General features: G+C 64.5%; 20 protein-coding genes. 10 read left to right on the top strand and 10 right to left on the bottom strand.

Features of this window, described 5'->3' with window-relative positions; translation table 11 throughout:
* Positions 1 to 35: 35 nt before the first annotated feature.
* From GPA22_RS08690 to GPA22_RS08650, 8 genes are all read left to right on the top strand, one after another.
* Entirely contained in the window at positions 36 to 1046 is a 1011-nt protein-coding gene (locus GPA22_RS08690) for an AraC family transcriptional regulator (RefSeq protein ID WP_169255695.1), read from the top strand.
* Between the two features lie 307 nt (positions 1047 to 1353).
* A complete protein-coding gene (locus GPA22_RS08685; protein WP_169255694.1) occupies positions 1354 to 1593 on the top strand; it encodes a hypothetical protein in 240 nt (79 codons plus the stop codon).
* A gap of 60 nt (positions 1594 to 1653) precedes the next feature.
* Positions 1654 to 3624, top strand: coding sequence for an oxidoreductase (locus GPA22_RS08680; protein ID WP_169125478.1), 1971 nt, complete (start codon positions 1654 to 1656; stop codon positions 3622 to 3624).
* Positions 3625 to 3835: 211 nt separating this feature from the next.
* On the top strand, positions 3836 to 4228 hold the full coding sequence (locus tag GPA22_RS08675) for a RidA family protein (protein WP_018992080.1): 393 nt from the start codon (positions 3836 to 3838) through the stop codon (positions 4226 to 4228).
* A gap of 9 nt (positions 4229 to 4237) precedes the next feature.
* Complete coding sequence (locus GPA22_RS08670; RefSeq protein ID WP_169255693.1) at positions 4238 to 4630, top strand: hypothetical protein; 393 nt, start codon at positions 4238 to 4240, stop codon at positions 4628 to 4630.
* Positions 4631 to 4741: 111 nt separating this feature from the next.
* Entirely contained in the window at positions 4742 to 6568 is a 1827-nt protein-coding gene (gene meaB, locus GPA22_RS22615; protein WP_211169018.1) for a methylmalonyl Co-A mutase-associated GTPase MeaB, read from the top strand.
* The gene (locus GPA22_RS08655) at positions 6565 to 7641 is read left to right on the top strand and encodes a molybdopterin-binding protein (protein WP_169255692.1); all 1077 of its coding nucleotides are present in this window, start codon (positions 6565 to 6567) and stop codon (positions 7639 to 7641) included. Before meaB ends, GPA22_RS08655 begins: the two co-directional genes overlap by 4 nt.
* Complete coding sequence (locus GPA22_RS08650) at positions 7638 to 8060, top strand: iron-sulfur cluster assembly scaffold protein (RefSeq protein WP_169255691.1); 423 nt, start codon at positions 7638 to 7640, stop codon at positions 8058 to 8060. Before GPA22_RS08655 ends, GPA22_RS08650 begins: the two co-directional genes overlap by 4 nt.
* Positions 8061 to 8386: 326 nt before the next feature.
* Here the strand turns inward: GPA22_RS08650 and GPA22_RS08645 are convergent, their stop codons facing one another.
* The 3 genes from GPA22_RS08645 to GPA22_RS22610 form a co-directional block, all read right to left on the bottom strand.
* Positions 8387 to 9487, bottom strand: a complete 1101-nt coding sequence (locus GPA22_RS08645) for a sensor histidine kinase (RefSeq protein WP_169255690.1) — start codon at positions 9485 to 9487, stop codon at positions 8387 to 8389.
* Positions 9484 to 10290 (bottom strand): response regulator transcription factor, encoded by an 807-nt coding sequence (locus GPA22_RS08640; RefSeq protein WP_169255689.1) that lies wholly within the window; start codon positions 10288 to 10290, stop codon positions 9484 to 9486. Before GPA22_RS08640 ends, GPA22_RS08645 begins: the two co-directional genes overlap by 4 nt.
* Positions 10291 to 10718: 428 nt before the next feature.
* Positions 10719 to 10940: a recombinase XerD gene (locus GPA22_RS22610; RefSeq protein WP_211169017.1), complete on the bottom strand. Its 222-nt coding sequence runs from the start codon at positions 10938 to 10940 to the stop codon at positions 10719 to 10721.
* Between the two features lie 279 nt (positions 10941 to 11219).
* Between GPA22_RS22610 and GPA22_RS08630 the strand changes: the two genes are divergently transcribed.
* Together GPA22_RS08630 and GPA22_RS08625 are read left to right on the top strand one after the other, a co-directional pair.
* Positions 11220 to 12344: an EVE domain-containing protein gene (locus GPA22_RS08630; RefSeq protein ID WP_169255688.1), complete on the top strand. Its 1125-nt coding sequence runs from the start codon at positions 11220 to 11222 to the stop codon at positions 12342 to 12344.
* A gap of 169 nt (positions 12345 to 12513) precedes the next feature.
* Positions 12514 to 13098, top strand: coding sequence for a hypothetical protein (locus tag GPA22_RS08625; RefSeq protein WP_169255687.1), 585 nt, complete (start codon positions 12514 to 12516; stop codon positions 13096 to 13098).
* Positions 13099 to 13363: 265 nt separating this feature from the next.
* Here the strand turns inward: GPA22_RS08625 and GPA22_RS08620 are convergent, their stop codons facing one another.
* The 7 genes from GPA22_RS08620 to GPA22_RS08590 all read right to left on the bottom strand — a co-directional run bounded on the left by GPA22_RS08620 (position 13364) and on the right by GPA22_RS08590 (position 21654).
* Entirely contained in the window at positions 13364 to 14569 is a 1206-nt protein-coding gene (locus GPA22_RS08620) for an NnrS family protein (RefSeq protein WP_169255686.1), read from the bottom strand.
* Positions 14570 to 14807: 238 nt separating this feature from the next.
* Positions 14808 to 15959: an ABC transporter substrate-binding protein gene (locus tag GPA22_RS08615; RefSeq protein WP_169255685.1), complete on the bottom strand. Its 1152-nt coding sequence runs from the start codon at positions 15957 to 15959 to the stop codon at positions 14808 to 14810.
* Between the two features lie 65 nt (positions 15960 to 16024).
* Positions 16025 to 16753 (bottom strand): SDR family NAD(P)-dependent oxidoreductase, encoded by a 729-nt coding sequence (locus tag GPA22_RS08610; protein WP_169255684.1) that lies wholly within the window; start codon positions 16751 to 16753, stop codon positions 16025 to 16027.
* A gap of 10 nt (positions 16754 to 16763) precedes the next feature.
* Entirely contained in the window at positions 16764 to 17549 is a 786-nt protein-coding gene (locus GPA22_RS08605) for a cyclase family protein (RefSeq protein ID WP_169255683.1), read from the bottom strand.
* Positions 17550 to 17609: 60 nt separating this feature from the next.
* Positions 17610 to 18854 carry an SDR family NAD(P)-dependent oxidoreductase gene (locus GPA22_RS08600; RefSeq protein WP_169255682.1) on the bottom strand — a complete coding sequence of 415 codons (1245 nt, stop codon included), beginning with the start codon at positions 18852 to 18854 and terminating at the stop codon, positions 17610 to 17612.
* A complete protein-coding gene (locus GPA22_RS08595; RefSeq protein WP_169255681.1) occupies positions 18851 to 20023 on the bottom strand; it encodes a thiolase family protein in 1173 nt (390 codons plus the stop codon). Before GPA22_RS08595 ends, GPA22_RS08600 begins: the two co-directional genes overlap by 4 nt.
* Positions 20020 to 21654 carry an AMP-binding protein gene (locus GPA22_RS08590; protein WP_169255680.1) on the bottom strand — a complete coding sequence of 545 codons (1635 nt, stop codon included), beginning with the start codon at positions 21652 to 21654 and terminating at the stop codon, positions 20020 to 20022. The genes GPA22_RS08595 and GPA22_RS08590 overlap by 4 nt, the downstream gene beginning before the upstream one ends.
* Between the last annotated feature and the right edge of the window lie 2 nt (positions 21655 to 21656).

The following is a 21656-nucleotide window of genomic DNA, read 5'->3' as shown; positions in this document are numbered from 1 at the left end:
AAAAAAAGGCACGGAACCCACACCGGAGGAGAACCATGACCCAGGCGCTGATGACGTCGCTGGGAGGGCGCGATGCGCTCTCGCGTTTCACGCTTTTCCACACGCAGGATCTCGATGAGGCCCGGAACCGCGTCGCGGGCGTGTTCTGTCCGCACGAGCTGAAGTTCGCCGGTTGCGACAGCCGGGTGAATACCCGCATGCAGCACGCGCCGATCCGCGGCGTGTCGGTGAACCGCCTGGGTTACGGGGCGACCGTCGCAATCGACGCCGGTTGTCTGCACGATTTCCTGCTCGTGATGATGCCGATCGCCGGCCACGCCGATGTGCGCTGCGGCGAGCACAAGATCCACTCGACGCCGGAAGTCGCATCAGTGGTCACGCCCACGCTGCCGCTGACGGAGACAATCTACGACGAGTGCGACCAGATCATGGTCAAGATCGACCGCACCCTCCTCGAAAACGTCTGCGCGCAGCATCTCGGCCATCCATTGCGCAAGCCGCTCGAGTTCGGGCTTGGCCTCGAGATGTCGAGCCAGGGGGGCGTCAGCTGGCAGGCGCTGGTGTCGTATATCGTGTCGGAGTTCGAGCATCGGTCGCCGATGCTCGCATCGTCGCTCGCTGTGGCGCAGATCGAGCACCTGCTCGTCACCACGCTGCTGATGATCCAGCCGAACAACTTTCGCGACGAACTCGTCAGCCCGCCGCAGTCGATCGCGCCGCGCCACGTCCGGCGTGTCGAGGAATACATCGACGCGCACGCCGACCAGGAACTGACCGTCGGCGACCTTGCCGCGCATGCGAACGTCAGTACGAGCGCACTCTTTGCGGGTTTTCGCGAATTTCGCAATACGACGCCGATGGCATACCTGAAATCGGTGCGAATGCAGCGCGTGCATGAGGAACTGCGCGATCCGACGTCTGCCGAGAAGACCGTCACCTGTATCGCGACCCACTGGGGCTTCCACCACCTTGGCCATTTCGCGATCGCATACAAGGCGCGCTTTGGCGAATCGCCCTCGCGCACGCGGGAGAAGGCGCTCGCCTGATCCCCGCACTTCGTAGGGCGGATGAGCCGCGCAGCGGCGTTATCCGCCGCATGGGTGCGCGCGACCGCCGAAATGCGGCGGAAGGCGCTTCGCTTTTCCGCCCTACGGAACCGACCATGCAATATGACTTTCCCGCGCAAGCGGGAGAGTGCGCTCGTGCGCGTGAATTGGAGGTTCTTCGCAACGCCCGAATTCGCCTCGTCCGACCAATACCGGGTGGGGGGGGATTTGCCGAGAGCGTCCCGCTACATTGACTCCACGTACCACGGCTTCGGCGATCCGGGCCGATTCGTTCGAGGAGAACAACATGACAGCTCTGGGAAATGTGATGGCAATGGTGCAGGAACTTCAGGAAGAGAAGGCCGCCATGACCGAAGAAACCCTCCCGCCCCGCGGGTTCGTCTTCCCGGCGACGTGTTCCTGTGTCTGCGCGTCGTCGCTGGGCGACGTGCTGGAGTACATCCGCGAGTCGCAGGGAGACAGCCTGCGCGAGTTCATCGCGACGCTGCCGCCGGTAAAGGCGCCGCGCACTGTGGTCGCCGCCTGAGGCGAGCGGCCGCGGATTGAGACGATTTTCCAGCCACACCGAATTGACGAGGAGACAACGATGAAGCGACCCGGCGAGCTCAAGCTGCCCCACCTGTTCAAGCCCGGCAAGATCGGCAAGTACGAGACCAAGAACATGGTCAAGTACGGCGCCTGCTGCGTATCGAACTACAACACGCGCGACGGCTACATCACCCCGCGCGAGCTCGCCCGCACGCGCGTCATCGCCGGCACCGGCGCCGGCATCATCACCAACCAGGGCGCGTATCCCGATCCGCTTGGTGAGGGCAAGGCCTACTTCCGCCAGGTCGCGATCTTCGACGACAAGTTCCTGCCGCAGTTCGAGACCATCGCGCAGTACATCCACGACAACGGCGCGGTCGCGATCCAGCAGATCCTGCACGCCGGCCGCTACGGCGGCATCGACCTCGGCTACTGCATCCAGCCGTCCGTCGTGCCGCAGACCCTGCCGCACTTCCGTCCGCCGCGCGAGCTGACGAAGGAACAGATCCGCGCGATCGTCATGCAGCACGCCGACGCGGCGAAGCGCGCGATCCGTGCCGGCTTCGACGGCACCGAAGTGACGAGCTTCATGGGCTACCTGCTCGCCAACTTCAACTCGCGCTTCACCAACCAGCGCACCGACGAATACGGTGGTTCGATCGAGAACCGCGGCCGCTTCATGCGCGAGCTCATCGACTCGATCAAGCAGGCCACCCCCGAGCATCCGCTCGTCGTGCGCCTGAACGGCGCGGAGCTGATGGACCGCTGGGGCGGCAACAGCGAAGACGAGTGCTTCGAGCTGATGCAGCAGGCGGTCGACTGCGGCGTCGACATGATCTCCGTGACCGTCGGCTGGCAGGAGGCGCCCGAATCGTCGATCGGCCGCGACGTCGCCCCGGGCCACTGGAACTACCTCTCGGCGAAGGCGAAGAAGCTCTTCCCGAACACGCTGATCACCTTCGGCAACCGCCTGCCCGACCCGGTGATGGCGAACCAGTGCATTGCCGACGGCGTCTTCGACTACTGGGAAGTGTGCCGCCCGATGCTCGCGGACCCCGAGCTGCTGCACAAGGCCGCCGAGGACCGGCTCGACGAGGTGCGCCGCTGCATCGGCTCGCTCAACTGCCTGTCGCGGCTCTTCCGCGATCTGCCCTACACCTGCGCGATGAACCCCACGCTCGGCCACGAGGTCGAGCCGGAATACCACGTCACGCCCGCGGCGGTGAAGAAGAAGATCATGATCATCGGCGCCGGTCCCGCCGGCATGGAGGCCGCGATCACGGCGAAGCGCCGCGGCCACGACGTCACGGTGTTCGAGAAGGGCGACCGCATCGGCGGCAGCCTCGTCGGCTACGCGTCGAACGACCTCGCGCGGCCCGACGACCTGATCTCGGTGATCAAGTACTACGAGACGATGGCGCGCAAGATGGAGATCGACGTGCGCTTCAACACCGAGGCCAACGCCAAGTTCATGCGCAGCATCCTGCACCAGTTCGACGTCTGCATCGTCGCCGCCGGCTCGCGCACCGACATGAACGCCTACCGCCATATCCCAGGCCACGACAAGCTTGTCGATGCGCTGGATGTCGCGACCGGCAAGGCGAAGCCGGGCAAGCGCATCGTCATGGTCGGGGCGGGCAAGATCGGTTTGACCCTTGCCGAGTCGCTGTGCAAGCAGGGCCACGAGGTCGTCATCGTCGAGGAGGACAAGCGCATCGCCGGCGACGTCATGCCGTCCTTCAAGTGGCGCCACTCGGCGTGGATCGAGGAGCTCGAGATTCGCACCCTGACGTCGTCGATGCTTGTCGGCGTCACCGGCGAGGGCGCGATGATCCGCAACGCGAAAGGCGAGGAGACCTTCGTCGAGGCCGACACGGTGCTCGTGTCCGGGCCGCGCAAGGCGAACCACGACCTCTTCCACGAGTTCCAGTGGATGGTGGACGAGCTGCACGGCGCCGGCGACGCGGTGATACCGCGCGGACTCGACGCGTCGATCCACGAGGGCTACCGGCTCGGCGTGCGGATCTGAGCCGTTCTTTGTTCCTCCCCTTTCAAGGGGGAGGTTAGGAGGGGGATGGGTTTCTGCGATGTCCGTTTAACCCATCCCCACCCCAGCCCTCCCCTTGAAGGGGAGGGAGCGACAGTGCAGCACTCAACGTGACCATCATGTCATTGCCTGTCGAGCTAACAGAAAGACGGCCCCGAAAGACGGCGGCCCCCAACACTGAGGAGAACAACCCATGCAATTCCTGCAACCGCCGGGCTGGGTTCGCCCGAAAGGCTATTCGAACGGCGTCGTCACGAGCGGCCGCATGGTATTCGTCGCCGGCCAGGTCGGCTGGGACGAGAACGAGAAGTTCCAGACCGACGACCTCGTCGGCCAGGTGCGCCAGGCTCTCACCAACATCGTCGCGATCCTCGCGCAGGCCGACGCGCAGCCGTCGAACATCGTGCGCATGAACTGGTATCTCGGCGACGCGGCGGAGTACAACGCGCGGCTGGCCGAGATCGGCGCGGTGTATCGCGAGCTGATCGGCAAGCATTTCCCGGCGATGACGGCCCTGCAGGTCGCCGGTTTCGTCGAGCACGGCGCGAAGATCGAGATCGAAGTGACGGCGATGTTGCCGGCATAGGAGCTCGCGATGGAAACGGCCGTTGAGGTGCTCGACTGCACGGCGTGGAAGGCGATGCTGGATCGCGAGGGGCTCGCCGCGGCGGAGGCGTCCGTCGGCGTGCTGACGAAGGACGATTTCTCCGCGCGCAGCGGCCGGGTCCTCGTCTGGCGGGGCACGGCGTCCGGCGCCAGCGTCGCGCTGCGCGACTTCCGCGGAGATTTCGATGCCGACGTCGCGATGCTGCTCGTCGCCGATGGCGATGCGCTCGCCACGGTGCTGGAGCAGGGCCTCGGCGAGGTGCCCCAGCTCGTGCGTCGCGGCCGGCTCCATCCCTACATGCTGAGGTCCCTCGACGGGCTGGAGGCCGCCGGCCTCGCGGACTTTGTCGAGGACTTCGGACTCGTCTTTCCACGTCATTGAGCGAGGATGCGGTCGTGCTCGGCGCAAACCGTCGATCCCGCGCAAGGAGGCTTCCCCCGCCCATGTGCCAGCGCAAGAGAACGCCGACCTCCCTCTGATTGAGACCTGCCCATGCCCCCGCCGCCCAGCCCGGACCTCGATGCGATTGCCGCCGGCTCCCGCCCGGCGCTCGCGCGCGCATTGACCGCGATCGAGAACGATCTCCCCGGTGCCGACGCCTTGCTCGCGTCGCTCGCCGGCCGGGTGGGGCGCGCGCACGTCGTGGGCATCACCGGGGCGCCCGGCGCCGGCAAGTCGACCCTGATCAATGCCTTGCTCGGCGAACTGCTCGCGCGCGACAGGCGCGTCGCGGTCGTCGCCGTCGATCCCTCCAGCCCGGTGAGCGGCGGCGCGCTGCTGGGCGATCGCGTGCGCATGGGCACTCACGGCAGTGACGAACGCGTCTTCATCCGTTCGCTGTCGTCGCGTGGCCAGCTCGGCGGCCTGTCCCGCAAGACGGCGCACGCGGTGGACCTCTTCGACGCGGCCGGCTTCGATGTCGTCATCGTCGAGACCGTCGGCGTCGGCCAGTCGGAAGTGGAGATCGCCCGGCTCGCCGACACGCGCGTCGTCGTGTGCGCGCCGGGGCTCGGCGACGAGGTGCAGGCGATCAAGGCCGGCGTGCTCGAGATCGCCGACATCCTCGTCGTCAACAAGGCCGATTCGCCGGTCGCCGCGGCCACGGTCCGCGACCTCGAAGCACGCGGCGGTGCACACGGCACAGGCTGGGAGGTGCCGGTGCTGACGACGGTGGCGACGAGCGGCGAGGGCGTGGCCGCGCTGGCCGACCGCATCGACGAACATGCGCGGGTCGCGGGCGTCGGGCGACGGCGGGAAGCGGCCGCCGTTGCAGCGCCGTCGGCACCTTCCGCGCCGGCGACGGACGACCAGCTCTTTGCCCAGATCGAACGCTGGCGGGCGGAGGGCCGCGGCGTCGCGCTCGCGACCGTCGTGCGCACCTGGGGCTCGTCGCCGCGCCCCGAGGGCAGCCATCTCGCGGTGGAGCGGGGCGGCGCCTTCGTCGGCTCGGTCTCCGGCGGCTGCATCGAGGGCGCGGTCATCGGCGAGGCGCAGGATTCGATCGCCGACGGCAAGGCCCGGCTGCTGGAGTTCGGCGTCAGCGACGAGCAGGCGTGGGAAGTCGGGCTGGCGTGCGGCGGTCGCGTGCAGGTGCTCGTCGAGCGCGTCGATGACGAGCTGTTCGGGCCGCTGCTGGCGGCGCGGCGCGCGAAGCGGCCGGTCGCGCTCGTCACCCGGCTCGCCGACGGCGCACACGCGCTGGTCTTCTACGACGCCGTGGCAGGCGAGCTCCCTCTCGATGACGCCCAACTCACCGAGACGCGCGCCCGCCTCGCGGCCAATCGCAGCGGTGCGCTCGCCGCAGCCAGGGACGCAAATGAGGACGCGACTGAGGCGCCGCTCTTCGCACGCTGCCACGTCGGCGCACCCCGCATGATCATCGTCGGTGCGGTGCACATCACCCAGGCGCTCGCGCCGATGGCGGCGATCGCCGGCTTCGACGTCGTCGTCGTCGACCCGCGCCGCGCGTTCGCGACGCCCGAGCGGCTGCCGAACGTCGAAGTGTCGACGGAATGGCCCGACGAGGCGCTCGAACGCCTGCAACCCGACGCCCAGACCGCCGTCATCACGCTGACGCACGACCCCAAACTCGACGATCCCGCGCTGACCATCGCGCTCGCGAGCCCCGCGTTCTACATCGGCTCGCTCGGCAGCACGCGCACGCACGCGAAGCGCGTCGCGCGGCTCACCGAGGCGGGACTTGGCGAGGCGATCCCGCGCATCCGCGCGCCGGTCGGCCTCGACCTCGGCGGCCGCGCGCCGGCCGAGATCGCGGTCGCGATCCTCGCCGAGGTCATCCAGACGAGGCACCAGCAATGATCTTCGACGAATTTCCCCTCGCCGCCGCCCAAGGCGTGATGCTCGCCCACACACTGAAGATCGGCGGGCAGACGCTGAAGAAGGGCCGCGTGCTGAATGCGCTCGATCTCGATCTGCTCGACGACGAGGGTTTCTCGACCGTCACCGGCGCGCGGCTCGATCCCGACGACGTTGCCGAGGACGCCGCAGCGGAGGAACTCGCTGCCTTGCTCGTCGGCCTCAACACGGAGACGCGCGCGCCGCGTGCCGGCCGTTGCAACCTGCACGCGTCCGCATCCGGCGTGCTGCGCATCGACGCCGAACGCATCGACCGGATGAATCTGCTCGACGAGGCCATCGCGATCGGAACGCTGCCGCGACATGCGGTCGTGCGTCCCGGTCAGGTCGTCGCCACCGTGAAGATCATCCCCTTCGCCGTGCCGCGACGCCTGCTCGACGCCTGCCGCGAGATCGCCGCCGGCACGCCGCCGACCACCGTGGCCGAACTCAAGCCCTGCCGCGCCGCGCTGATCCAGACCGAACTGCCCGGCATGAAGGACTCGATCTTCGCCGCCACAGTGAAGGTCACGCGCGACCGGGTGGAGGCGCTTGGCGGACGGCTCACCCTCGCGCTGCGCGGGCCCCACCGCCGCGACGCCCTCGAATCCATGCTGCACCAGGCGCTCGCGGCCGGGTGCGAACTCCTGATGGTGTGCGGCGCCACCGTCGCCAAGGACCGCAACGACATCGCCCCCGCCGCGGTCACGGCGGTGGGTGGCACGATCGAGCATTTCGGCATGCCCGTCGAGCCCGGCAACATGCTCGTGCTCGGCCGCATCGGCGCCGTGCCCGTCGTGATCCTGCCCGGCTGCGGCCGCTCGCGAAAGAGCAACGGCCTCGACCTCGTCCTGCCGCGCCTGATGGCCGGCATCCCCCCGACGCGCGAGGACATCATGCGCATGGGCGTCGGCGGCCTGATCCGCAGCGCGCCCGAGGAGGGTGATGACGCGAACCCTGACAATGACCGCGCCCGCGCCCCCACACGAGCTGCCGCCCACGTCGTGAACCGAAGCGGAACGACTACAGTCCGATGATCGAAGCCCTCTACAACAAAGCCATCCGCGAGCTCGCCGACGCCGCCCACGGCGCCGGCCGCCTCGCTGCGCCGACCGGTTCGGCGCTACGCGACAGCCCGATGTGCGGCGACCGCGTGCGGATGGACGTCGAACTTGTCGACGGCCGTATCGCGGCGCTCGCGCACGAGGTCAAGGGATGCCTGCTGTGCCGCGCATCGGCATCGCTGCTCGGCCTGCATGCGGTCGGCCGTACGCCGGCCGAGGTCGAACGGCTGCGCGCGCGCATGGCTGCGATGCTGGCCGGGGGCGAGGTGTCGGGGATGTCCGAGGGGGCTGAAGAGATCGCGCTGTTCGCGCCGGTGCAGGGGTACCGCAGCCGGCATGGCTGCGTGATGATCCCGTTCGAAGCCCTGACGATCGCCCTTGGCGCCAGCTGAGGCGCGCATCCGGCGTGCCCGGCTTGCCGGGCGCTAGCGCAGACTGATCGGGGGAGTCTCCGAGCGAGGGCAGTTGGTCGGCCTGACCTGCCGTTGGCGTATAGCCACGCCTAAGGCAGCAACGCGTCGGTCAGCCGTTGTAGCTCCGCACGTTTTCTGCCGCATCCGCTTCGAAGTTCGAATCCAGTCGCACCTGAGGACTGTTTGCTGGCAAATTCGCAGCCATAGCGAACCTTTCAACGTAAGGTTCTGCACGGTCTAACGCTTTGCACATCCGCTAACGCGCAGTGGAGCAGACGAAAGAGCGAATAATACAATCAGCGCCATCAGACTACATCTCTGACAACAAAGCTGAATGTATTACGTGCCATGGGAATGCTCTTCAAACTGTAACCCAAGTCTTCACTAACGACCTTAATAGTGGTTCTATTGGCAATGGCAGCCTCTCGTGCAACGTAAAGGCCTATTCCCATGCCGTCTCGGTCGATCGACTGCGCGTATTTTCCACGAAATCCTCGCTCAAAAATGCGGCCACATTCTTCTTCAGAAATATAAGGTCCTGTGCTTACAAGTGAAAATAATGTTCCATTATCAACGTCGCGAACGTCGATTATAACTTCTTCCGTCATGGAGTACTTGATCGCATTATTCAATAGGGCAAGCGGTATTATCCGAAAGGACTCTAGAGCAAGATACTTCTTGTACGATTCACCGTAAATTTTTGGACGTCGTCGGGTCAAGCCATTATTGCTATTGGAAAGAAGCAAGACTAATTTGTGTATAAGCTTGTATGGCTCAGCAATCCGTTTTTCGCCCAATTTGGCACTTTCCGGGTTAAAGAAAATACTCAGCATGTCAAATGAGTCAACCAAGAGTTGCGCGCCTTTGTAGATACCTCTCTCCGCTGGCAATGCGGCGGAAAAGCGCTCGTCAAAAGTCTTGCCTGGCTTTAAGTTTACTAGTGAATCAGCCAGATTTCGTATTTCTTCGGCAATCTTTGGCGTCTCATGCAATGGATGAAGAGCTTCACTTAGAATGTTATTTTTATAGTCAACAAATAGTTTATTCAGCGACTTTAATTTTTCCAGCCAACTGGAAAAATCTCTTGCGGAGACAGATCTTCCCTTTAGATCGTCTTTATTCTTTTGCCTAATTCCGGTATCAACGGACTCCCATCCTTTTGAACCTAATGTCCCAAAGAGGATAATGATTGCCTCGCCAACTTTGCCGTGATAATAGGTGAAGCCTACGGTGCACTGATGGCCAAGTAACGTTCCTCCTGGATTCTGACAGTATTTATCATTGCAATCGGTAATGCAGTGCATCGGCGCATCACGTCCAGTGGAAGATGGGAAGTATTTCCCATCTATAGACACTGCCCATGGTATTGCGATAGCTCCGCTCTCAAAAGCATCAATGAGATTCATACGTAGCACACTGAGAAACGATAGAACCGCTGCAGTAAATTGTTAATTCGGTTGGAAATTGGTTTGATATTCTCAAATTCTGGCATGATTTTCCCGTTTGTCTCCAATGCCTTGATCAATTGGCCATTTAAATTTTTTCTATCATTCTCGCTTATCACATACGTGTCTAGCAAGGTGTCGATAGATTTTGCCAGCCCATTTGGGGTGACGAGGGTAATTAGTAGCCTATTTAATGCGGCTTCTAACTCCGCTTCCTTGACAGGTTTCTTCAATACCGCGTCAGCTAGCTTAAAAAAATTTGAGACAGTCGGATCATATTTTTTTTGGGAGACGGCTATAACAAGGGGCGGGGTCGGCAGTGATTTTAATCGCTTGATGATTTCAAGTCCGCCGTTTCTCATGTCCTCAGGGACTACGTTTGTTATATCGAGAACAACAACATCAAATCTTTCTAGTATAGATATATCGGCAAGCGAAATATGGTCGAACGTCGTTAGATCATATTTTAGGCTGCGAATGTATGCTTCTGGGAGGTCTGCAAGGTTGTCATCCACAAATGATATTCTTATGGATTGCCGCAATTTCTCGGTTAAAAGACCGCCGTTGTTTCCGTATTTGGCAAGAGCCCACTCGGAAATGGAGTTAAATTTTTTCGTTGAAACCCGTTGAAGGACGTACGCAGAAATCTTCCAAGCGGCGATCGCGCCGCCTCCGATAAAACTTACTATGCCAGCGGCGTTTGCCAGGGCACCTTGCCCGTCAAAAAATTGCTTTGCTGTTTCGATTAATGAAATCGGGTCCATTATTAGCTCGATTGCCCCTGCTCAAGTAACACGGGGGCTATGGATACATGAAAGTACGTAGAGGCAGCTAGGGTAATGTACTGGCATTATGATGACAAGATTTCTCATATCCTTGACGCCTCGCGTAATCCGGAGTACATGCGGTCGGCTACATGAGTTGAGACCAGGCGGAAAGTATTCTTAGTTGCACGTGCCAGCGACCCATGAGCGACCTAAATGGACATTTTTCAAGTTCCGGGATGGCGAGTCGCGTACTGCCAGGTGGAGACATGTGGAGTTTGGTGCAGGCGAATCTAAAAGAGGTTGGTCTCGGGCCTCAGCGCGGCCTTCGCGATCCAGGGAGCGACCGCAGTGCGCGTAGACTCGGTCAGCTCGAACTGCGCGGGCCGCTGCGTCTTCCTTTGCACTACCGTCGCGCGTGAGAGGACCTAGTTTCCGTGCGTCACGTCGCGCACCCTCACGCTGACTAGATCGCAGTCGCTGGGCTTACTGTCGATCGCGAGGTTGAACATGGGCAGGTTGCGCACCGCATGCGCATTCTGCAGACGGATGCGGATCGCCCAGATGTCCTTGGGTTTGAGCGGTGCTTTCTGACTAGCCAACTTCCCCTTGTTCCAAGCTTCCCGATGCCGATGCTCATGGGTTTCCATGATCGGCTCCTTGCTGTTGAACGGAGCCTGATTCTTGAACTGGCTGCCTCCGGCGGCTATCGGGGTAGATGCCCAGAGCGTACTACCGGCCACCTCCTGGCACTTGTCCAGGCGACAAACCTGTCATTCGGATGGCGGCTTCACGCTGTAACCAGCCTGACAGCCTACATTCAACTTGGGCGGTCGATTATTGGCTGAGCAGTTCCCATGCTCATGCTTCTGGCGTAGATTACTTCCCACGCCCACCTCCGCCAAAGAAACACACAAAGGCCCGTAGTCATGACCTACTTTGTCGATATTTTTTCCGTTGAGACCTACGAAGAATTCTCCAAGACAGAAAAGTCCATCTGCGGCTTTCACCCTAACCGAAGAGCGTGGGTTACCAAGATCAAGCCCGGCGACAAGATCGTCTGCTACCTGAAAGGTCTGTCCTGCTGGGTTGGCATTCTAGAAGTCACGGGTAACTTATCTGAGGCGGCGCCTGGAGACGAGGTCATCCAAGAATACTCTCTACAGTTCGCCTGCAAACCGCTGATATGGCTAGATAAAGGTTCCCTAGTTCCTATCAAACGGAAGGACGTTTGGACTGCCCTATCATTCACGAAGAATGTAGAACAGGGCGCTGGCGGTTGGAACGCAATCCTTCGCAGCAGCGGCGTCAGACTTTCCGAAGTCGACGGTCAATTTGTCGAGGAACTACTTGCCAGCCAAGCCGCCAAGCCAATTTCAGACGGCATCACTAAGGACGACTGGGACAAGCGGCGAAGCTACAAAATGACCAACGTCGTTGGCCAAGCCGTTTCCGTTCACATCCCTGAACCGGAGCCTCCAGAAGACACAGTGGTAGATCAGCAAACTGACAGCCAAGCTGAAGCGGGCCCGGTTCGGACCTCTCACAAGATGCAGGCCTTGCTCGCGAATATTGGTCTAGCGATGGGTTTTGAGGTCTGGATTCCGAAGGCTGACAAGGAGGCTGTCGCCTCAGAGATGGATGAGCCCATTCTGCTCAACCAACTTCCATACGCCCAGTTTTCAGAGCCCGCAATCAAAACTGTCGAGCAGATAGATGTACTTTGGCTCCAGAAGAAATCGATCGTTCGTGCCTTCGAGGTGGAGCACACGACAGCGATCTACTCAGGCCTACTGCGCATGGCTGACTTACTTGCCTTGCAGCCCAATTTCCACACGAAATTGCACATCGTCGCGCCAGAGGAACGTCGCAAGAAGGTATTCCAGGAACTACGTCGCCCGGCTTTCGCTATATTCAATCAAGGTGCATTATCAAAACTTTGTACATATCTGCCATATGAGAAGGTTCAGCAACTTGCAGAGGACCCGAACCTCGAGTACCTAAAACAAGAAGTGCTCGAAAAGCTCGAGGAGTCAGCCGACGAAGCTGAATAGTTATGTGATAAAAATGACTTGATAGAAGTCGGTCCCGGCCAATGAGATGGAAGACTTAGCATCGTATGCATTTCTGGAAAATTCAAGAACGCCCACGGACTCGCGGTTGGCGGAACGATCTGTCCAGAATTATCTCTAAATGCTAGTCTTGTGAAAAACGGAGAGACGAATGAAATCTAGGATCGAATGGGTTCGTAGGGCACAGAGATGCCTTCGTATGCTCTCCGAGCTTCACCGACTTGGCTACCAACAGTTGCGTGGTATGCCGTACATGAACCCACTCGGCTTCCGTTTCGCGATTGCCCCGAAACACTGCTTCGCCGAAAACGGAATAGCAATTCCTGCCGGAAGACTCGCAGGTGACAACGAGCTTGTTGCAATCACGGGTTCTGGCGAATATTTCGGATGGAAGGACGCTTCTGGAAAGGACGCCAGGGCGTTGGCTGAAAAATTTCTCGAATGCTTCCCAGAGATTGCCGCAAAAGGCAAAGGCCGTGACTGGGAATATTCGGGTTGGCTTTCAGAGCTTGTCGGCTTCCTCGAAGGTGGCGGCATGATTCCGATCTGCTGGTGGGAGAACATGAAAGGTCTGCCTGAGGACTTGCTGACCCTTCCAATCTGGATCGATGGACATGACAACTTTGAATGGATCGGCATCGAGTCTGTCATCGCACGAGGGAATCCAGCTTTTCCCCTCCCCTCATCCAATACACCCCGCGGCCAAGTTGTGCGCGCTTGTCGTCGGCTTCCTTGATGATCATTGGATTCGGAGAAATTCAATTTGGAAACATCAAGGCGTAGCACGGCCGGATGAGATGATGAACAGGGGCAGCGCCGATCGCTGCGCAAAGCTTGAGTACCTGCGAGGGTGTCGACCACGATTTCGAGCAACTGCAACACATACAGCTGACGTTCGCGCTGGGGAGTCAGAACGGGAGCTCGGGCTCGCGACTTGCCAGTCGCTTAGAAGAGAAGGATGGCCCCTGCATTTATCTTGAGTCGGGCACGGGTTCTCGGCTTCAATTGTTGAGTCCGCCACTCTTGCGCGGAAGGCTCGGTCTTGCCAGCAGCGCCCCGAACCTGGACAAGTAGATTGCGAAAGCCCCCGCCCAGAGCACCGCGGCCGCGGTGATCGCGGCTGGTCGCACTTCGGGCATCGACAGCAGTAGCCGCGCGATTGCCGCGGTGAAGACGAGCGCGCAGGCGAGGCGCATTGCGGACGGCAGCGCGAGGGGGCGGCCGGTGTGGCGTAGGCTTACGCGGGTCATCAGGCCGAGCATCATCATCCCGAGGCTGCCGACCGTGAAGGCGTGCAGCCATGCGGTGCCGGAAACGAGGCCGGTGAGCGCCGCGAGCGCCTTGAGGGCGAAGGCGAGGATCAGCCAGGCGAAGCCGAGGTGCATGACGAGGAGGAGGGGGACGTCGGCGACGCGCCAGCCTTTCCAGCGGCCGACGCGCCCCGCATGGACGAGAGCGCAGGCGAGGGCGGCGAGGCCGACCCAGCGGGCCGGCGCGCCGGCGAGGTCGAGCGCGGCGAGCGCGACGACGAGGCCGACGGCGGTGACGTCGAGCCACATCCGGAACGGCGCCTGTTCCCCGCGCCCTTTTTCGCGCAGCGCGTTGCCGGTGAAGATCGGCGTGAGCACGCCGCCCTTGAGCACGTAGAGCGTGAGGATCGTATAGACGCCGCCGTGCAGGGCGAGCGTGGCGAAGGCCGGATTGCCTGCGCCGATGCTGAGATGAAAGGCGAGGTTCGCCGTGAAGAAGGCCGCGAGAACCGGCAGCAGCAACAGGTACAGGCGGTTCGCCGCCCGCAGCAGCTGCGGTGCGACCGTCGCGAACACGAGCGGAAACAGCAGGCAGTCGGCCACGGCCGCGACGCCGGCGGGCAGCAGCGGCAGGGCCCAGAAGGCGAGCCGGCCGGCGAGCCATGCGGCGACGATGAGGGCGAGGCGAGTGCCGTGGATCTCCTCGGTGCCGGCCCAGCTCGGCAGCGCGGTGAGCACGATGCCGAGGATGATTGCGGTGGAGAAGCCGAAGATCATCTCGTGACCGTGCCACAGCGCCGCCGGCATGTTGCCGACCGGGCCGCTCCACCAGCCGAGCCATGCGCCGAGCCAGGCACCCATCAGCAGCGGGGCGTACAGGGTGCCGAGCAGGAAGAAGGGGCGGAACGCGCTCACCCATAGCGACACCGGGACGATGCGGGGCAGGGTTGCGAGCATTTCGGTGACCGGGCAATTGTTGGAATTGCTTCAGTCTAGAGGGGATGTCGCGCGGGGATTCTGTCCGTTGTCAAAGGTGGTGAGGGTGGTGAGGGTGGTGCGAGTGTTTCGTGTGCGGGACGTGAACCGTAGGGCGGATTAGCCGCAGGCGTAATCCGCCGGATGCCGATCCGCGAGGGGCGCCATCCGGCGGAATGCGCTGCGCTTGTTCCGCCCTACGGGTTATGCAATGACCGGCTTACTTCGCCAGCGTCCAGCCGCCGTCCCTGACGGCGATGAGCACGCGGCCGCGCTCGTCGAAGCCGCTGTGGTCGGTGGCGCTCATGTTGTAGATGCCTTGGGTGCCGACGAGCTCGCGGGTCTGCTCGAGGCTGTCGCGCAGCGCGGCGCGGAACTCCTTCGTGCCGGGTTTGGCGACCTTCGCGGCGGCCGGGATCGCCTGCTGCAGCAGCAGGCCGGCGTCGAAGACGTTGGCGCCGAAGGTCGCGGGTTTCGTGCCGTGCGCCTTCTCGTAGGCGGCGATGTAGTCGGCGGCGATCCTCTTCGACGGATGGCTGTCGGCGATCTCGGGCAGCACCAGCATCAGGCTCGCGGCGAGGATCGTGCCCTCGACCTTCCTGCCACCGAGCTTGAGGAAGTCGGGCAGGGCGGCGCCGTGGGTCTGGTAGATCTGGCCCTTGTAGCCCTGCTCGACGAGCGTGGTCTGCGGCAGCACCGCGGGACCGCCGGCGGCGGCGACGAGCACCGCGTCGGGTTTAGCGGCGAGGATCTTCAGGCTTTGGCCGGTGACCGATGCGTCCTGGCGCTGGTAGCGCTCGTTGGCGACGATCTTCATGCCGTTCTTTTCGGCGAGCGCCGAGAACACCTTGTACCAGTTCTCGCCGTAGGGGTCGCCGACGCCGATGAAGCCGACCGTCTTCACGCCCCTTTTCACCATGTGCTCGACCAGCGCCGTGGCGATGATGTCGTCGTTCTGCGTGGTCTTGAACACCCACTTCTTCTTGTCGTCCATCGGCGTCACGACGGCGGCGGTGCCGACCGGCGCGAGCAGCGGCACGCCTGCGTCGGCGACGAACTGGATCACGCCCATCGCGTTGGGCGAGCCCGAGGGGCCGATGATCGCATCGACGTTCTGCTCCGAGATCAGCTTCTTCACTGCGGTGACCGAGGCGGTGGGATCGCTCGCGTCGTCGAGCGGGACGTACTCGACGCTGAGATCGCCGATCTTCGCCGGCAGCAGCGGTACCGTATTCTTCTGCGGAATGCCGACCAGCGCGGTCGGGCCGGTCGCCGACGACACGACGCCGATCTTCACCTGGGCGAGGGCGGACTGCGACGCGAAGGCGGCCAGGGCGATCGCGAGGGTGGTGGCAGCTTTGTTCAGCTTCATCTTTCGTCTCCGTGGGTGCGGTGCTTGGGGTGGGGCGCCTTACGGCGTCTGGTTATGGGGTGGCATCAGATCGTCAGCGTGCCGACGCTCGCGCCGCCGCAGACGTACAGGGTCTGGCCGGTCACGAAGCTGTTCGCGGGGTCGGCGAAGAACATCACCGCGCGGGTGACGTCGTCGGGGCGGCCGATGCGCCCGACCGGGATGTTCGCGGCGAGTTTCTGCTCGCGCTCGCTGCCGGCGGGGACGACGTCGTGGAACATGTCGGTAGCGATGGGGCCGGGGGCGACGACGTTCACGGTGATGCCGTGCGGCGCGAGTTCGAGCGCCCAGGTGCGCGCCATGCCGATCATGCCGGCCTTGGTCGCCGAATAGGCGGTGCGCGTGGCGAGCCCCAGCGCGCCGCGCGAGGACATCAGCACGACGCGGCCGAAGCCGCGCGCCCGCATGCCGGGCAGCGCCGCCTGCATCAGGCTGATCGCCGCGCCGAGGTGGATCTGCGTGAGGCCGTGCAGCTCGTCCTGCGTGACGTCGGGCAGCAGTTTCGGCCAGATCACGCCGGCGTTGTGGATGAGGTGGCTCACCGGGAAGTCGCGCGCGATCTCCTGCGCGGCGGTTTCCGTCGCGGCGGCGTCGAGGAGGTCGACCTGGACGTTCGTCAGCCGCGGGTGTGTCCAGTCGGCGGCGCGGCGCGCGACGGAAACCACCTCGTAGCCGTCCTCCAGCATGCGCCGGCAGATATCGGCGCCGATGCCGGCGCTGCCGCCGGTGACGATCGCGACACGTCTTTCGCTCATCGTCATGTCCTCAGATGTGCGGGGTCAGCGCGAGCACGCGCAGCGGGCTGCCGGAGCCGTTACGGATCTTGAGCGGCGCGGCGAGGATCAGCGCGCCCTGGGGCGGCAGCTGGTCGAGGTTCGTCAGGCACTGCAGGCCGTAGCGGTTGTTGCCGTGCATGAAGTAGTGGCACGGGTAGGGCGGGTTGAGGTGATGCGCCTGGCCGGCGTCGGTGCCGATCGATTCGGTGCCGAAGCCGTGCACGTGGCGTTCGCGGATCAGCCAGGGCACGACCTCGGCGTCGGGGCCCGGCGAATGCGCGCCGTCCTCGGCCATGTTCAGGTATTCCTTCGCGCCGCTGCGCTTGGACCAGTCGGTGCGCAGCAGCACCCACGAGCGCTCGGGGATGCGGCCGTGCTTTTCTTCCCACTTCTCGACGAAGTCGATAGTGAGCAGGAAATCGGGGTTCTTTGCAGCCTCGGCGGAGACGTCGATGACGCAGGCGGCGGCGATGAAGTTGTCGACCGGGATCGAGTCGACGGCGTTGTTCGGCTGGTCCTTGCCGGTGACCCAATGCACCGGGGCATCGAAGTGCGTGCCGGTATGTTCCGAACAGGAGAAGTTGTTCCAGTACCAGGCCGGGCCGCGCTCGTCGTAGCGCGAGATCTCCTCGATGCGGAAGGGCCAGGCCTGGCCGAGTTCCGGCGGCAGGACGATGGTCGGGAATTCCGGGGTCAGGGTTTGCGTGAGGTCGACGAGTCGGATGCGGCCGGACAGCAGCTCGGCCATGAACTGCGCGAGGATGGCGGTGCTCACGTGGGGGTCTCCTTCGGTGGGTGGGGTGCCCTTACGGGTCTGTCGTGTGTTGCGGCGCAGTCAGCCGCCGAGTTCGCGTTCGACGGCCTTTTGGTTGTCGCGCAGGCGCGCCCGCAGCTCCTCGGCGACGTCTCCGACGTAAAGATCCTCGACGCCGTCGCGCAGCCCGCGGACGACGGCGGCGGCGACCGCGGAGGGCGCGAGCTTCGGGGGCGGGGTCAGCTGTTCCCATTCGTCGTCGATCGGGCCGGGGAAGACGTTCATGACCCGTATGCCGGCGCCGCCGAACTCGGCACGTAGGGTCAGGGCGGCGGACAGGGCGGCGGCCTTCGACGCCGACCACGCGCCGCGCGCGGGCAGGGCCGCGAGCGCATGGATTGACAGCAGGTTCACCCACGCGACCGCGCCGTGCGTGCCGTCGGCCGCGCGGAAGCACATCGTCGGGCCGAAGGCCTGCGCGAGCCGCATCAGGCCGAGCACATTGACGTCGAAGGCGTCGCGCGCGAGCCCGACGTCGCGGGCGTTCATGACCCCGCCGTCGCGCAGGTGGTCGGCGGTGTTGATGAGGATCTCGACCTTGGCGCCGATCGACGCGGCGAGCCGGTCGACCGAGTCGGTGTCGGTGACGTCGAGCGCGACCGGCTCGATGCGCGGATCGGAGGCGACAAAGGCGTCGAAACCGGCATCGGCCTTCCACGTCGCCGGATCGCCGATGAAGACGGTCGACGCGCCGGCGTCGAGCAAGGCCTTGACCATCGCGCGGCCGAGCGTGGAGCGTCCGTCGGTGACGAGCACGCGGCGGTGCTTCGGGTCGCAATGCGTCTCGCGCAGTTGGGGCGAATCGTTCATGTTCGGGGTGTCCTCCGCGGGCAGCGCGTGCAGCACGGCCTGGCCGCTACGGTCGAGTTTCAGGGCGAGGCGCACGCGGCCGGCTTCGTGGCAGTCTTCATGCACGTGCGCGACCACCGAGGGGCCGGCGTCCATCTTCACGGTGCCGACGCGCCACGGCAGGCGCTCGCGGAAATACGGATCGTTGCTGTGGCGCAAGGTCGTCGTCGCGATCAGTGCGCCGCCGTTGGCGACCTCGCGCCAGTCGAGCCGCTCGGACAGGCAGCTGCCGCAGACTTCGCGCGGCGGGTATTGCACCGCGCCGCAGTCGGCGCAGGCCTGCATCTCGAAGCGCCCTTCGGCGGCGGCACGGGCGAGGCCGAGCGCCGCGCGGCTGCGCGATGCGGGCGGCAGCGTCGGCAGGCGCGTGCGCGCGACGGGGTTTTTGCGTTTCGGCTTGGGCGTGGCGTCGGTCATGCCGTCCCCCGTTCGAGGAGCGCCGCGCCGGAGCACAGGCCGCGGTCGTAGTTGATCATGCCGAAGCCGGACACGAGGCCGATGCGTGCGTCGGCGACCTGCATGGCGCCAGCGACGTTCGTGAGCTGGCGCAGCGCCTGCACGAGCCCGAGGTAGCCTCCCGCCGCGCCGGCCTGGCCGACCGAGAGCTGCCCGCCGGAGGTGTTGAACGGGAAGGAGCCGTCGATCGTGAAGTCGTGTTCGCGCACGAAGGCGGGCGCTTCGCCCTTCGCGCAGAAGCCGAGGTCCTCGAACTGCAGCATGTTGATCACCGGGTAGTCGTCGTAGGTCTCGACGAAGTCGACGTCGGCGGGCGAGAGGCCGGCGTGCTCGTACAGCGCATCGCGGTCCATCGCCCAGCCGCCGCGGAACTGGATCGGGTCGTCGGGGTAGGCGTTGTGGCGCTCGATCGTGGAGCGGATGCGCACGCGCGGCAGCTTCAGGGCGCGCGCCCGTTCCTCCGTCATGACGAGGAAGCCTTCGGCGCCGGCGCAGGGCATCACGCAGTCGAAGAGATGGATGGGGTCGGTGATCGGCCGTGCGTCGAGGTATTGCGCGAGCGTCAGGGGCTTCTTCATCAGCGCGTGCGGGTTCCTCAGCGCGTTGTCGCGCTGGGCGACGCAGAGCTTGCCGAAGTCCTCGCGGGTGGCGCCGTACTGCCGCATATAGTGGTCGGTGAGCAGCGCGAAGCTCGCGTTCGGCCCGCCGGCGCCGTAGGGATAGACGGCGTCCTGGGCGAAGCGCGAGAACTGGCTGACGGTGTGGCGGAAGGAGTCGACGTGGTTGGTGTCGCCGGCGATGCACGCGATGACTTCCGCGTCGCCGGCCTGCACCGCGCGCGCGGCGCGCCGCAGCGCGACGACGCCGGACGCGCCCCCCATCGGGATGTGGTCGAGCCAGCGCGGGCTCATGCCGAGGTGCTGCATCAGTCCGACCGCGGTATCGGGGCCGAGCGTGAAGCTCGAGACACAGACGCCGTCGATGTCGGCCTTGGCGATGCCCGACTCGCGGATCAGCGCGGCGAGGGCGCGGCCGAGCCACCAGTGCGCGGCGTGCGTCGAGTAGCGCGCGTAGGGCACGGTGAAGGGCACCGCGGCGGCGACGCCGTCGTAGCTCTGGCGGCTCCTCATGTGGCCGTCTCCTGGCGCTTCTTCAGCGCGCAGGTATCGACGCACTCGGGCGCGCCGACGAGCGTGGGCGCCAGCGCCTTGAGTTCGCCGCGCTGGATCTTGTTCGTGACCGTCAGCGGCAGGCCGTCGACGAAGGCGATATGGCCCGGCGCCTTGTAGTACGCCAGTTCGCCGAGCGTCCAGCGCACCAGTTCCTCGGCGGCGGCCTCCATCGCGCGGCGGTCGGCGAGCGGCTGCTGGGGCACGATGCAGGCCATGACTTCGTCGCCGCGCACGGGATCGGGCACCGCGGCGACGGCGACCGCCTTCACCAGCGGATGCTGCTGCAGCACGCTCTCGACCTCGACCGCGGCGATGTTCTCGCCGCTGCGGCGGATGACGTTCTTCTTGCGGTCGACGAAATGCAGGTGGCCGTCGACGTCGCGGCGCACGACATCGCCGGTATGGAACCAGCCGCCGGCCCAGGCCTCCGCGGTCGCGGCCTCGTCCTTCAGGTAGCCGGCGAGGAAGCCGTAGCGCGGATCGTCGCCGGCGTGGCGCACGAGCAGCTCGCCGGGTTCGTCGGTGGCAGCGTCGCGCCCGTCTTCGGTCGCGATGCGGACTTCGATGTCGGACGCCTCCTTGCCGAAGCAGCTCGTGCCGACCTTGCGCGGCTCATGGTTCGCGATGACGACGGCCCCGGCGCCGGTCTCGGTCATCGCCCAGGCTTCGAGCAGCGGGAAGCCGAAGCGCGTTTCGAACGCGGCGTGCAGGGTGCGATCGACGCCGGCGCCGAAGCCGAAGCGCACGGAATGGGCGCGGTCTTCGGGCGAGGCCTCGGCCTTCATGAGCATCGCCGGCATGACGCCGAGGTAATGCACGACGGTGGCGCGCGCCTCGCGGACGTTGGCCCACCAGCGCTTGGGGTGGAAGCGGTCGAGGGGGACGAGGCAGCCGCCGGTCATGAGCATGGCCATCGTCGAATACGCCATCGCGTTCATATGCACCAGCGGCAGCGGCGTGATCATGCGCTCCTCGCCAGGCATGAGGCGCGCGAGGCCGCCGATGTTGGCGTACCAGCGGCCGGCGTGCAGGAAGTAGCGGTTCGGCAGCATGCAGCCCTTGGGCCGGCCGGTGGTGCCGGAGGTGTAGAGCAGGGCGCATTCGGTGAGCTCGCCCGGCACCGTGCCCGCGAGCGGCGCGGGGAAGGCGGCGGCCGGCGGCGTGTCGCCGTCGCTGATGATGTGCAGCGGGCGGCCGGCGCGTTCGGCTGCTGCGGCGAGATCGGCGTGGCGCTGCGGCAGTGCGACGGCGAGGGCGATTTCGGAGTGGCCGATGAGGTATTCGAGTTCGGCGGCGCGGAGGTCGGCGTTGATCGGGACGACGGAGACGCCCAGTGCGTTGAGTGCGAACCAGTGCAGGAAGAAGGCCGGGCGGTTTTCGAGCAGCAGGCCGACGCGGTGGCCGGGGCCGTAGCCGGCGGCGGCGTAGGCCTGGCGCAGCGCCTCGATGCGCTGTGCGGCGTCGCGATAGGCGAGTTCGCTGGGTGCGATGCCGTAGGCCGCGGCGGTGTCGGGCAGGATGCACAGAAAGGGGCGTTCGCCCCATTGCCCGGCGGCCGCGGTGAAGGCGTCGAAGACGGTGGCGGTCATGA

The sequence above is a fragment of the Aromatoleum toluvorans genome, assembly GCF_012910905.1.
GTDB lineage: Bacteria > Pseudomonadota > Gammaproteobacteria > Burkholderiales > Rhodocyclaceae > Aromatoleum > Aromatoleum toluvorans.
The sequence above is the reverse complement of the archived record's forward strand: the minus strand, read 5'-3'. Positions and strand labels throughout refer to the sequence as shown.